Below are 12,514 nucleotides of genomic sequence, written 5' to 3'. Positions count from 1 at the left end.
TCCTGCGATCCCTTCATGGATGACCTACTCCCCCGATTCGAGCGGGTATCCCCACACCCGAGTGACCGATCACGCGGCAAAGCCAAGGTGACTGGACACGTACGAACTTACGGAATGATCATTCCTTACGCAATCCTTACGGAATTGCTGCAAATTTTTGCGAAAGGGTGATTGGCACGTTGCTCGCTTGCGAGACGGGCGGCGAGGGGATTGTTATTTTATCTAGCTAAAATAATTGAAGAATTTAGCTCGCGGAGATGAGTGGCGAGGGTCTGATGGAGCAGCAGAAGGAGAAAAACGAGGAGACAATCCGCAAGTTTTTGCTTAATGGAGCTTAAACGGATACGTCATTTTTTCGTGATTTCTTGCTGTGCCAGGTGGGCGGCAAGCGCCAAGGTCCGGAGGCACTCGGGCAGACCGACCCGTCGGACATAAAAAAGCCCGGGGCGTTAACCCCGGGCTTTTTGCGGCAAACCGCCATGAGATTTGGCTCAGTAGCGCGGAACGCTCGAATCTATCTCGGCAGCCCACGCATCCATGCCACCGTCGACGCTGTAGACGTTGCTGAAGCCATGCGCGATGAAGCGCTCGGCGGCACTGCGACTGGAAATGCCGTGATGGCAGATGAAAGCCAGCGCGGTGTCCTTGGGCAGGGCGGCGAGGGCGGCATAGCCTTCTTCTTCCAGTACGCGGGCCTGCGGCAGTGGCGAGGCCATCATGCGGCCTTGCGCCGGACGCACGTCGATCAGGGTGATGTCGCCCTTGGCCAAGCGCTGCTTGAGCTCCTGCACGCTCATCGATTTCAGTTCGGTAGCGCCGGGAAACTTCAGGCTCAGACCTTCGCCCTGCATCGTGGACACCCAGTCGATCACGATGCCTTTGGCGCGCTGCGCGCTGGCCGGATCAAAATGCACTTCAATGCCGTTGGCGACCACCACGATGTCATGTTCGCTGCCTGGAGCAAGCTGGAAGCCCGCGCTGTGATCCGGGCCGATTTCCAGATGCAGCGCCATGCCCTGCGCACTGGCCGTGCCCTGGCGGATCGCTTCGGCAGCCTTGTCGGTGATGGTGATTTCCGGCGGCGTGCGGTCAGGCGCGGCAGCGCCGAACAGCTGATGCAGCTCGCCGCTGCCGTACATCTGGCGAATGATGTCGGCACCGCCGACCAGTTCGCCGTCGACATACAGCTGCGGAATCGTCGGCCAGTTACCGAACGCCTTGATGCCTTCGCGGATATCCGGATCTTCCAGCACGTTGACCGTGTGGTAGTCAGGCAGCAGCTCGTTCAGGGTATTGGTGGCGGCGGCAGAGAAACCGCACATCGGCTGCTGGCGGGTGCCCTTCATGAACAACACCACGCGGTGGTCTTTGAGCAGGCTTTCGATTCGTTCGCGGGTGGCGCTGTCGAGGGACATGTAGGGGCTCCGATAAAGAACGGCATTGTATCGCCCTACATATGCAGGCGGGTTGGGTGGGTTCAAGGCTGGTCCTTGCTCCTTCCCCGCTTGCGGGGGAGGAGCAAGGCCTCAGGCGGCCGGGCGCAGTTCGTCCAGGTCGCGCTTGCGACGGGCCAGCGGAGCCAGGGCGAGGGCGGCGGTGGGAGAGGGAAGTACCAGTTCGCGGCTGGCACGTCCCAGCGCGGTGGGTTGTTCGCTCCAGTGGATCAGCTCCATGGCGCCGATCTCGTCCTCGACCAGGGCCGTGCAGTGTTCCACCCAGTCGCCGTCGTTGAGGTAGAGCACGCCATCGATGGTGCGCACCTGACCGTAATGGATATGGCCGCAGATGTGACCGTCCATGCCGCGTTCGCGGGCATCGGCGGCGACGCGTTCTTCGTAGGCGCGGATATAGGCGAGCGCCTTGCCGATGTGCGATTTCACGATGATCGACAGCGGGAGGTAGGGCAGCGCCATGCGGCGGCGCCAGGCATTGACGCGGCGATTGCCCCAGCAGATGAAGCGGTGCATGGCCTCGCCGATATGCAGCATCCAGCTGCGGCCGATCTGCTCGGGATCGTATTCGTCACCGTGGCTGACGCGGTAGCGGCGTCCGTCGGCGCCGACGTGGATCGCGTCCAATTCGATGCGCACGCCGCAGATGGATTGCCCGACCAGTCCGCGTAGTGCCGCGTCGTGGTTGCCGGGAATGTAGGTCACTTCGATCCCGCGACGCGCCATGTCCAGCACTTCGGCGATCACGGTTCCGTGGTCCTGGTGCCACCATCGGCGGCGGCTCAGGGATTCGAGGTCGATGATGTCGCCCACCAGATACAGTTTCTGGCACTGCAGGTTGCGCAGGAAATCCAGCAGGTAGGCCGCCTTGCAATCAGGCGTGCCCAGGTGAACATCGGATATGAAAACGCTTCGGCAGCGAAGGATGGCCATGGCGTCTGTCCCCGGTAGGTTGCCGGGTCCCCAGTCTCATGCTGCAACGTCACCGGGTGATGGCGAAAAGGTTGCAGGGAGGTTGCCAAAACGCCGGAAGTGGTGAAATTTGGGTGTGAACCGCTCGAATCAGGCGTCCGGACTGGCACATTCCGCTTCGCGGCTTTCCCGCAGCGCGGTGCGGACGATCGGTTCGATGGCTTCGGTCCACAGCGCATATTGGGCGGCAGACGGATGCAGCCCGTCGTTGGCCACCAGCCATGGATGCTCGCGGGAAATGCTGGTGATGTTCACGAAACGGGCGCCGGCGTGGGCGGCTTCCTCGCGTGCGATCAGGTTAAATACGTCCAGTTCGTGCGCGATCTGCAGCAGATCGCGCCCACTGGCATGGCCGAATGGCGTCACGCCCCAGTCCGGAATGGAAACCACCACCACGTTGGCAGGGCGGTGGCCGGCCAGTGTGATGGCGCGCAGCAACAGCGCCCGGAACTCGTCCCGGTATTGTTTTGCCGGGCGCCCGCGATACTGGTTGTTGACCCCGATCAGCAAAGTGACGAGGTCGTGACCCGGCACCAGGCTGGCCTGATCCATACCCGCCGACAATTCGTCAGTGGTCCAACCCGTGACCGCCACGATTTTCGGATCGCCGATCGCGATGCCTTGTGCGCGCAGCTTGTCCGCCAGTTGCATCGGCCAGCGCGCATGCGCCGGCACATCCTCGCCAATCGTGTAAGAGTCACCCAGGGCCAGGTAGCGTGGCGACATGGATCTAAGCGATCGCAGCGGTGCGTGAGGTCTGTTCGCTGGCCATGCGCTCCAGTACACGCTCCATGCGCTGGAACACCTCGTGCAGTTGCGAAGGTTGCGGCAGCAGAGTCAGTCGTACATGACGGCTGGTGGGAACGTTGAAGCTGGAGCCCGGCACCACGAGCACCGATTCTTCTTCCAGTAGACGCAAGGCAAACGCGTCGTCGCTGAAATTGGCGATGCGGTCGCTGCGCACGCGTGGGAACGCGTACAGCGCACCACCCGGCGTGACCAGATCCAGGTAATCGCTGGCGGCGACACCTTCCATCACGGCCTTGCGTGCTTCGTACAGGCGTCCGCCAGGCGAGGTGAGTGCGCCGATGGTTGGCGCATCCTGCAAGGCAGGAATCACCGCCCATTGCGCGGTGACATTCGCACACAGGCGCAGTGCAGCCAGCAATTGCAGCGCGTCGCGGTAGTCGCGTGTGCGCGCCGGATCACCCGAAAGGCTCAGCCAGCCCACGCGATAACCGCAGGCGCGATGCACCTTGCTCAGGCCGCCAAAACTGATGCACGGCGTATTCCCGGCAACTTCCGCGATCGGCTGGAAGAGAGTGCCGTCGTAGAGAATCTCGTCATAGATTTCGTCGCACAACAGCAACAGACGATGACGTGCGGCGATGGCGACGATCTGTTCCAGCAAAGCGCGCGGATAGACTGCGCCGGTCGGATTGTTCGGATTGACCAGCACCAGCGCACGCGTGCGCGGAGTGATCAGCGATTCGATTTCTTCCGGCTCCGGCATGTGCCGGTTTTCGGCCAGACAGCGGTAGTAGCGCGGTACGCCGCCATTGAGAATGGTGGCGGCGCTCCACAGCGGATAATCCGGGCTGGGCAGCAGCACCTCATCACCGGGCTGCAACAGTGCGCGCAAGCTCAGGTCGATCAGCTCGCTGACACCGTTGCCGATGAAAATGCGCTCCACTTCCACGTGCTGCGCGCCACGTCCACGCTGCTGCGTGGCGATGGCTTCGCGCGCTTCTTCCAGGCCCTGCTCGTGACCATAGGCTTCGCTTTCGTGCAGGTGTGCGGCGATGGTTTCGCGCAAATGATCCGGCACGGTGAAGCCATAGCGGGCGGGATTGCCGATATTGAGCTTGATGATCGGCAGGCCAGCCGCTTCCAGTTCGCGTGCACGACGGGTAAGTGCACCGCGGATTTCGTAACGCACCTCGTTCAGATGCGCGCTGGGTTTGATCGGGGCCAACGGTGGAGTCCTCTTTTTCTTCGGGGAAAACCCGGCTTAGCGCCGGTTCTGGAAGGATGCTAGCAGCGTGTGCGGGCGCTGTGGGGGCCAAATCGGGCGAAAAAGAGGGACGGATTGCAAGTGGCGGCCGTGCAGGAATGTCCGCGGTTACCGGTTCACTCCGGCAAGGCGCGAGCGTCAGGAACGACTATCCATTCCCCGTTCCCCATTCCTACCGGCATAATCGAACCCCATGAGCGACGCCCAGACCATCGAACAGCTCCGCCATATCGGCTGGCGGGGCGACGCCCTTCCAGGTGACGGACGGCGATTGGCACGGGTGGTGGCACAGCACCGTGCTGGCTATGAGTTGCACGACGGCAGCCAGACCTTCGGTGCTCAGCCTGCCGGCCATTTCCTTAAGCGCAGCCTGGATCCGGCCGAGCGGCCGGCGGTGGGCGATTTCGTGGAGGTCGAGCCCGGCAAGCCACCGCACATCCTTACCGTGCAGCCGCGCCGTACGGTGCTGTCGCGCGCCGCGGCAGGCGAGCGCTACGAGCGCCAGGTGATCGCCACCAACATTGACTATGTGCTGGTGCTGACGGGACTGGATGGCGACTTCAATCCTGCCCGCATCGAACGCTACTTGTCCCTGACCGAAGGCTCCGGTGCACAGCCGGTGGTCATCCTGAGCAAGCTTGACCAACGCGACGACGCCGAAGCCCGTGTGGCGGAGCTGCGTTCGCGCCTGCCCACGGCTACGCCGATCCATCCCATCAATGGCAAGGATCCGGCCAGCGTGGCGGCGCTACTGGCTTACCTCAAGCTGGGCGACAGCGCCGTGCTGGTGGGTTCGTCCGGCGCGGGCAAATCGACCCTGACCAACACGCTATTGGGCAGCGAGCGCATGGCGACCGGGGCCGTCCGCAGCCATGACAGCCGCGGCCGTCACACCACCACCTACCGTGCGCTGCTGCAGTTGCCTAGCGGCGGTTGTCTGATCGATACCCCCGGCATGCGCGAGCTGAAGCTCACCGGCGAGGAAAACCTGGACCTGTTCGCCGACATCGAAACGCTGGCGGAAAACTGCCGCTTTGCCGATTGCGGTCACGGCAGCGAACCCGGCTGCGCGGTGCAGGAAGCCTTGCACGATGGCGAGCTTTCCGCCGAACGCTGGCGCAATTACTTGAAGCTGCGCGACGAACGCGAAGAGCAGGCCACCATGCTGGAATCCAGGCTGCGTCGTCAGCGTGGCGCCCGGCCAGTGGTGAAGTCGCACGGACCGCGCGGTTCGCGCGAACGGGAGTAAGACCCTGAACAGGTTCTACCCATTATGAGCACACCAGTCGAAGCGATTCCTGCCGGCCTGGAACCCTACGCCGTACTCGACAAACGCCTGCTGGCGGCGGTGCGCGGCATCAACATCCTCGCCACCGTGAGCTGGCCGGCATCGCTGGAAGACCGGATGATCGAGGAGTACGGCAAGGGTCAATACGCCTTGCCCGAAGTCAGCTACAAAACGCCTGATCTTTCAGAGGTGCGCAAGGAACTAGCCGCCATCGAAAGCGAGGCGGGCAACGACGATCCACTGGGTGACTACCTGCGCCGTACCGCGGAGTCCTGGCGGATTGCCGCGGAGATGCTGGAAGCCGTCGGCACCGAAGGCGTCACCGCGCCCTCCATCCAGTTGTATGGCAAGCCTGGCGATGCGATACCCGGCAGCGATCGCAGCAACCTGGACGCGGCGCGTTACTTCGTGGAGCTGTCCGACGAGCTTGGTGCAGACCTGCACGACGATGACATCACCGCCAACATCTCTTCCGAAGTGTTGCGCGCCGATCTGGCCAAGGTGTTGGATGACTTCTTCGGTACGGGCAAGATCGCGGTTGAAATCGATAACGATCTCACCGCCAAGGCAGCGGCAGGCGCGACGCGTATCCGGCTGCGCGGTGGCACGCGCTTCAGCCAGTACGACCGACACCAGTTGCTCAATCACGAAGCCTACGTGCATTCGCTCACAGCCCTGAATGGACGCGAACAGCCGCTGCTGGCCTCGCTGGCACGGACCTCGCCGCGCGTCACCGCCACGCAGGAGGGCCTGGCGGTGTTTGCCGAGCTGATGTCGGGTGCGATCGATATCGCCCGGCTCAAGCGCATCAGCTTGCGTATTCTTGCCATCGACATGGCACTCAATGGTGCGGACTTCGTCGAGGTCTATCGCTTCTTCAATCGGTGTGGGCAGTCGGTCGGGGACAGCTTCCATTCCGCGCAACGCGTGTTTCGTGGTGTACCGCTGACCGGTGGTGCAGCCTTCGCCAAGGACAACGTTTACCTGTCCGGCCTGCTGGATGTGCATACCTTCTTCCGCTGGGCACTGAAGGAGCGGCGCCTGGATCTATTGCGCTATCTGTTCGCCGGCAAGCTGACCTTGCACGATGTCATGAGCCTGGAGCCGCATTTCATCTCCGGCGTGCTGGCTGCGCCCCGCTGGCTGCCGCCGTGGATGCAGCACGTTCACGGGCTGGCTGGGAAGTTGGCGTTTTCGTTGTTTATCAACCGCATCCGCATGTCGAAGGTGGAAGCGGAGTCGCTGTCCATCGGCGTGTAGCCATTCTCAATCCGAGATCGCGAGCGCTAAATCGACGCTATACGAAGCCAGTCGCCTACATACGCGGGCGGTAAAGGGCGGGCACCCGGGTGCTACCATGCCTGCCATTGCCTCATGGCAGCCCATTTTTCCCACTTCCGAACCGTTGCATCGCATCCGATGGCCCATTCTGACGACTTCCGCAAAGCCGCACTCGACTACCACCGCCTGCCGCGCCCCGGCAAGATCAAGGTCTCGCCGACCACCTCGCTGATCACCCAGCGTGATCTGTCGCTGGCGTACTCGCCGGGTGTGGCCTATGCCTGCGAGGCGATCGTGGAAGATCCGCAGAGCGCCAGCGAATACACCGCGCGCTCCAATCTGGTGGCGGTGATCACCAACGGCACCGCGGTGCTGGGCCTGGGTGACATCGGTCCGCTGGCCGGCAAGCCGGTGATGGAAGGCAAGGGCGTGTTGTTCCAGAAGTTCGCCGGTATCGACGTGTTCGATATCGAACTGGCCGAGCGCGATCCGGACAAGCTGGTGGACATCATCGCCGCGATGGAGCCCACCTTCGGCGGTATCAACCTGGAAGACATCAAGGCGCCGGAGTGCTTCATCGTCGAGCGCAAGCTGCGCGAGCGGATGAAGATCCCGGTTTTCCACGATGATCAGCACGGCACCGCGATCATCGTTGGCGCCGCCATCGTCAATGCGCTCAAAGTGGTCGGCAAGAACATCGAAGACGTGAAGCTGGCCACAGCCGGTGCCGGTGCAGCAGGCATTGCCTGTCTGGACATGTTGGTCGCGCTGGGCTTGAAGCCTGAGCACATCCTGGCGTTCGATCGCGAAGGTGTGCTCTACACCGGTCGCGATCAGATGGATCCGGACAAGCAGCGCTATGCGCGCGACACCAAGGCGCGCACGCTGGCTGAAATCGTTGAAGGTGCGGACATCTTCCTGGGTCTGTCGGCCGGAGGCGTGCTCAAGCCAGAGATGGTTGCGAGCATGGCGGACAAGCCGATCATCCTCGCCCTGGCCAATCCCAACCCCGAAATCCTGCCGGAAGACGCCAAGAAGGTTCGCCCGGATTGCATCATCGCCACCGGCCGCTCGGATTACCCGAACCAGGTCAATAACGCGCTGTGCTTCCCCTACATCTTCCGCGGTGCGCTGGATGTAGGCGCTACCGGCATCAATGAAGCCATGAAGCTGGCTTGCGTGCACGCCATCGCCGCGCTGGCCCAGATGGAGTCCGGCGATCTTGCCAGCGCATACGCCGGCGACCCGCCGACCTTCGGTGCGGAGTACCTGATTCCGCGTCCATTTGATCCGCGCCTGCTGGTGATGCTGGCTCCGGCCGTTGCCGTGGCCGCGATGGAGTCGGGCGTGGCTACGCGTCCGATCACGGACATGAACGCGTACATCGAGAAGCTGGCGCAGTTCATTTACCGCACCGGCTACATCATGAAGCCGATCTACGAGCGTGCACGCACCGACCGCAAGCGCGTGGTGTACGCCGAAGGCGAGGAAGAAACCGTACTGCGCGCCGTGCAAACGGTGATCGATGAAAAGCTCGCTTACCCGATCCTGATCGGCCGTCCGGACGTGATCGAGACGCGAATCCAGCGTATGGGCCTGCGCATGCGCGCAGGTGTCGATTTCGAACTGACCAACATCAACGACGATCCGCGCTTTAACGAATATTGGCAGCATTATCACGCGCTGACCGAGCGCCGCGGGGTCTCGCCGGCGGCGGCGAAAAATCTGCTGCGTTCACGTCCCACCCTGATCGCGGCGATCATGGTGGAGCGCGGCGAGGCCGATGCAATGATTTCCGGTCTGGTCGGTCGTTACCACAAGAAACTGGGTTACATCCGTAGCGTGTTCGGCCTGGATCCGGGTGTGTCGTGCACATCGGCGATGAGCGGCGTGATCAACGACAAGGGCACCTGGTTCTTCCTGGATACTCATGTGCAGTGCGACCCCAGCGCCGAGCAGATTGCCGAGGCCACGCTGCAGGCGACGTATCGCCTCAAGCTGTTCGGTATCGAGCCCAAGGTGGCTTTGTTGTCGCATTCCAACTATGGCAGCCACGAGAATGCCAGCGCAGCCAAGATGCGTGAGGTCTACAAGATCCTCAAGGCACGTGCGCCAAAGCTAGAGGTTGATGGTGAAATGCAGGCCGATACAGCGTGGGACGAAGCGTTGCGTCAGCGCATCTTCCCGAACACCACACTGAGTGGCCGCGCCAATCTGTACGTGATGCCCAATCTCGACGCCGCCAACATTGCCTACAACCTCGTGCGCGTGATGACCGATGGTGTGGCGATTGGGCCAATCCTGATGGGCGTGGACAAGCCTGCACACATTCTCACGCCGTCGTCCACGGTGCGGCGCGTAGTGAATATGACCGCCATTGCAGCCGTTGATGCGCAAATCCGCGGACAGCTCGAAAAGGATTAAGGCACTGCACCGCATTTGGTGCGGCTAATGTTGAAGACGCAAGCCGGCGGTACTTCGCCGGCTTTTCTTTTGCGCGTCTTTCGACAACTGCCACCACATTGTAGATTCGTCTTGGCTAAGTTTTGCCGAAATCGGGTGCTTTGCGCCGCTTCGTCCCGAACTTCCCTGTTCTTTTGCAGGGAAAACTTAATTCATTCCTCAGTGAATGTTGAGCGATATGTAAGTCATTTGATGCTAAATGATTAGGTCGTATTCTCAGAGGTCGTAATCTAACACTTGCAGTTCTTGTGATATCTGCCGGCAGTCTTGCATGTTTTTTCGACATGCTGTTGCGTAGCGGTAATGCGTTGTAGCGGCTCTGTACGGTGCATTCACGGAGGTCATTCGTCATCTTTCTTCGCACGTGTGTTGCAACGAAACATTGTGAACATTTCGTTCTTGCCATGTTTGTGTTCATCACGATGTTCTGCTTTCGCGACCATTTTTGTCCACTTATTCGCTTGCACATTTATCCATGGGCGGCATAACGTCAGCTCAAGTTTCTGTCGTGATAACGAAGTTTCACCAGTGAAATATGTGCATCGAACATTGAAGGGGCGTACATGAGTTGGGAGACGATTTGCAGCAGATCGCAAGTGCGTGAGGAATACCCATTTGGCGTGAAAGTCGCTGGTAAAGAAATCGGTGTTTTCCTGGTCGATGGTGATTATTTCGCTATCGAAAACGTTTGCCCGCATGCCTACGCCCTGTTGAGCCAAGGCTTCGTGGAAGATGGCAAGGTCGAGTGCCCGTTGCACGAGGCCGTATTCGACATCCGCAGCGGTCGCTGTCTACGCGAACCAGGTGGACGGGATCTGCTGACCTATCCATTGCGTTTGCACGGCGATGATGTGCAGATCGATACCGCCGCATTGCAAGCCAAGGAAGAGGCAGCCGCATGACGCAGCAAGCATTCAATACGTATCTCAAAACTTGGCAGCGCCAGACGCCAGTGTCGACGCCAGGTGCCGGTTCGATCGAAGCCGTCGGTCAATGGGAAAACATGGTCTGGCAGACCCGTGCACGCGAACCCAGCGAATACGAGCAGCAGCTTGTCGAGGCGCTGGAGCAAGTATTCGGACAAGGTGCGTTGGAACTGAGCGACGTAGTCGCACGACTCAATGCACTCGGCATGCACGATCACAGTGGCCACGCATGGACGGAAAGCTCGTTCTGCTCGGCCATGGCAAGCCTTGGCTACTGATCGCGAAGGGAATCTGGAGGAATACAGGCATGGCTAGCAAGGCGGAAGTCGGTGCTTATCTGCGCCAGGGGTTGCGCGATCTTTGGTACCCGGTCGTGGCGAGCTGGGAAGTTTCAAGCGCGCCGCTTGGCATCACCCGGCTGGGTGAAAACATCGTGCTTTGGCGTGACGCTCAAGGTCAGGTGCATGCACTGGAGGATCGCTGCCCGCATCGCGGCGCGCGTCTTTCGATGGGATGGAATCTCGGTGATCGCGTGGCCTGCTGGTATCACGGTGTGGAAGTCGGCACCGATGGCGTGGTCAAGGATGTACCGGCCGTCAACACCTGCCCATTGGTGGGTGCCAAATGTATACGCTCGTATCCAGTACAGGAGCGTCACGGAGCGGTGTTTCTCTATTTCGCGGCCAGCGAGCAATCGGAGGCGACGGAACTGACCCTGCCGGCCGAACTCGAGGATACCGAGCAATACAGCCACTTCCTTTGCACAGCAGCCTGGAAATGTGGTTACGAATACGCCATCGACAACGTCATGGACCCCATGCACGGCGCGTACCTGCATGCGGCGTCGCACTCGATGGCCGATGGCGATCGCAGCGCGGAAATGCAGATTGTGCCAACCAATCATGGCTTCCTGTTCGAAAAGACCGGGCAGCGCGGCGTCAACTTCGATTGGGTGGAGTTTGGCCACAGCGGTACGTTCTGGTTGCGCTTGTCCATTCCCTACCGCCAGCAGTTCGGGCCGGGTGGTCCGTTCTGGATCGTAGGCTTGGTCGTACCAGTCGATGAGCATCATTGCCGCGTGTTCTTCTGGCGCATCCGCAAAGTGCAGGGATGGCAGCGTGATACGTGGCGCTTCATGTACCGCAATCGCTTGGAAAAGCTGCACTGGGAGGTGCTTGAGCAGGATCGCTTGATCCTCGAAGGCATGGCAGCCGATGCGCGCGATCATGAATTCCTCTATGCACACGATGCTGGTCTTACGCGCGTGCGCCGAATCATGCAGAAGATGGCTCAGGCTCAGCTCGAACAGCGGGCAAAGGCCCTGGCTGAAAAGGAGGGCACGCCGGCATGAGCTCGCGAACCCGCGTACTGGCCGGGCGTAAGGTGCTAATTACCGGCGCTGCGCGTGGATTGGGGCAAAGCTTCGCGTTGGCTGCAGCGAGAGCCGGGGCGAAGGTTGTTGTCGCCGACATACTCGATACACAGGAGACACTGGTACATCTGCGTGACGAAGGATTGCACGCCGATGCAGTGACGATCGATCTTAACGATCCCGGCGCGATCGATCAGGCTGTCGATGAAGCGGCACGCAAGATGGGCGGCCTGGATGGCCTGGTCAACAATGCGGCGATTGCGACCGGCATCGGTGGGCCGACCATGGAGATGCTGAGCCTGGAAACCTGGGACCGTGTCATGCAAGTCAACGTTCGTGGCACCTGGTTGGTCAGCCGAGCAGCATTGCCGTACTTACGCCAAGCCAACCACGGCAAGATCGTGATGGTGGCCTCCGACACAGCCCTATGGGGCGCGCCGCGTTTGATGGCCTACGTCGCTAGCAAGGGCGCAGTGCTCGCCATGACGCGCGCGATGGCTCGCGAGGTCGGTAAGGACGGTATTTGCGTCAACGCCATTGCGCCAGGACTCACGCAGTGCGAGGCGACCGAATATGTGCCCGAAGAACGCCACCGTCTCTACGAAGACGGGCGTGCCATCGCACGTGCGCAGGTTCCCACGGACATCGATGGCACCGTGCTCTATCTGTTGTCGTCGCTGTCCGATTTCGTGACAGGTCAAACTCTGCCGGTCAACGGCGGCTTCGTCTTCAATTAAAGGAGCCGCT

11 protein-coding genes are annotated in these 12,514 nt (G+C 61.0%); 7 read left to right on the top strand and 4 right to left on the bottom strand.

Annotated elements, in window-relative coordinates:
* Nucleotides 1-491: 491 nt before the first annotated feature.
* From grxD to ISN74_RS17355, 4 genes are all read right to left on the bottom strand, one after another.
* Nucleotides 492-1,415, bottom strand: coding sequence for a Grx4 family monothiol glutaredoxin (gene grxD, locus ISN74_RS17370; RefSeq protein WP_188800413.1), 924 nt, complete (start codon nt 1,413-1,415; stop codon nt 492-494).
* Between the two features lie 111 nt (nt 1,416-1,526).
* Nucleotides 1,527-2,384, bottom strand: a complete 858-nt coding sequence (locus tag ISN74_RS17365) for a UDP-2,3-diacylglucosamine diphosphatase (RefSeq protein ID WP_188800412.1) — start codon at nt 2,382-2,384, stop codon at nt 1,527-1,529.
* Between the two features lie 129 nt (nt 2,385-2,513).
* Nucleotides 2,514-3,149, bottom strand: coding sequence for an SGNH/GDSL hydrolase family protein (locus ISN74_RS17360; RefSeq protein WP_188800411.1), 636 nt, complete (start codon nt 3,147-3,149; stop codon nt 2,514-2,516).
* Between the two features lie 4 nt (nt 3,150-3,153).
* Nucleotides 3,154-4,398 carry an aminotransferase class I/II-fold pyridoxal phosphate-dependent enzyme gene (locus tag ISN74_RS17355; RefSeq protein WP_188800410.1) on the bottom strand — a complete coding sequence of 415 codons (1,245 nt, stop codon included), beginning with the start codon at nt 4,396-4,398 and terminating at the stop codon, nt 3,154-3,156.
* 232 nt (nt 4,399-4,630) lie between these two features.
* Between ISN74_RS17355 and rsgA the strand changes: the two genes are divergently transcribed.
* The 7 genes from rsgA (at nt 4,631) to ISN74_RS17320 (ending at nt 12,504) form a co-directional block, all read left to right on the top strand.
* Nucleotides 4,631-5,686: a ribosome small subunit-dependent GTPase A gene (rsgA, locus tag ISN74_RS17350; RefSeq protein WP_188800409.1), complete on the top strand. Its 1,056-nt coding sequence runs from the start codon at nt 4,631-4,633 to the stop codon at nt 5,684-5,686.
* Between the two features lie 24 nt (nt 5,687-5,710).
* Nucleotides 5,711-6,985: a peptidase MATCAP family protein gene (locus ISN74_RS17345; RefSeq protein ID WP_188800408.1), complete on the top strand. Its 1,275-nt coding sequence runs from the start codon at nt 5,711-5,713 to the stop codon at nt 6,983-6,985.
* A 159-nt stretch (nt 6,986-7,144) separates the two neighbouring features.
* Nucleotides 7,145-9,430: an NADP-dependent malic enzyme gene (locus ISN74_RS17340; protein WP_188800407.1), complete on the top strand. Its 2,286-nt coding sequence runs from the start codon at nt 7,145-7,147 to the stop codon at nt 9,428-9,430.
* A gap of 602 nt (nt 9,431-10,032) precedes the next feature.
* Complete coding sequence (locus ISN74_RS17335; RefSeq protein WP_188800406.1) at nt 10,033-10,371, top strand: Rieske (2Fe-2S) protein; 339 nt, start codon at nt 10,033-10,035, stop codon at nt 10,369-10,371.
* On the top strand, nt 10,368-10,673 hold the full coding sequence (locus ISN74_RS17330; RefSeq protein WP_188800405.1) for a recombinase-like helix-turn-helix domain-containing protein: 306 nt from the start codon (nt 10,368-10,370) through the stop codon (nt 10,671-10,673). The genes ISN74_RS17335 and ISN74_RS17330 overlap by 4 nt, the downstream gene beginning before the upstream one ends.
* A 29-nt stretch (nt 10,674-10,702) precedes the next feature.
* Entirely contained in the window at nt 10,703-11,746 is a 1,044-nt protein-coding gene (locus tag ISN74_RS17325; RefSeq protein WP_188800404.1) for an aromatic ring-hydroxylating oxygenase subunit alpha, read from the top strand.
* A complete protein-coding gene (locus ISN74_RS17320; RefSeq protein WP_188800403.1) occupies nt 11,743-12,504 on the top strand; it encodes an SDR family oxidoreductase in 762 nt (253 codons plus the stop codon). The genes ISN74_RS17325 and ISN74_RS17320 overlap by 4 nt, the downstream gene beginning before the upstream one ends.
* The last annotated feature ends 10 nt before the right edge of the window (nt 12,505-12,514 follow it).

This window comes from Dyella caseinilytica (genome assembly GCF_016865235.1).
Taxonomy (GTDB): domain Bacteria; phylum Pseudomonadota; class Gammaproteobacteria; order Xanthomonadales; family Rhodanobacteraceae; genus Dyella_B; species Dyella_B caseinilytica.
The sequence above is the reverse complement of the archived record's forward strand: the minus strand, read 5'-3'. Positions and strand labels throughout refer to the sequence as shown.

Bases quoted from the DNA above. Each gene is read 5' to 3' on its own strand.
- grxD (WP_188800413.1), bottom strand. From the start codon at position 1,415: ATGTCCCTCGACAGCGCCACCCGCGAACGAATCGAAAGCCTGCTCAAA.
- ISN74_RS17365 (WP_188800412.1), bottom strand. From the start codon at position 2,384: ATGGCCATCCTTCGCTGCCGAAGCGTTTTCATATCCGATGTTCACCTG.
- ISN74_RS17360 (WP_188800411.1), bottom strand. From the start codon at position 3,149: ATGTCGCCACGCTACCTGGCCCTGGGTGACTCTTACACGATTGGCGAG.
- rsgA (WP_188800409.1), top strand. From the start codon at position 4,631: ATGAGCGACGCCCAGACCATCGAACAGCTCCGCCATATCGGCTGGCGG.
- ISN74_RS17345 (WP_188800408.1), top strand. From the start codon at position 5,711: ATGAGCACACCAGTCGAAGCGATTCCTGCCGGCCTGGAACCCTACGCC.
- ISN74_RS17340 (WP_188800407.1), top strand. From the start codon at position 7,145: ATGGCCCATTCTGACGACTTCCGCAAAGCCGCACTCGACTACCACCGC.
- ISN74_RS17335 (WP_188800406.1), top strand. From the start codon at position 10,033: ATGAGTTGGGAGACGATTTGCAGCAGATCGCAAGTGCGTGAGGAATAC.
- ISN74_RS17330 (WP_188800405.1), top strand. From the start codon at position 10,368: ATGACGCAGCAAGCATTCAATACGTATCTCAAAACTTGGCAGCGCCAG.
- ISN74_RS17325 (WP_188800404.1), top strand. From the start codon at position 10,703: ATGGCTAGCAAGGCGGAAGTCGGTGCTTATCTGCGCCAGGGGTTGCGC.
- ISN74_RS17320 (WP_188800403.1), top strand. From the start codon at position 11,743: ATGAGCTCGCGAACCCGCGTACTGGCCGGGCGTAAGGTGCTAATTACC.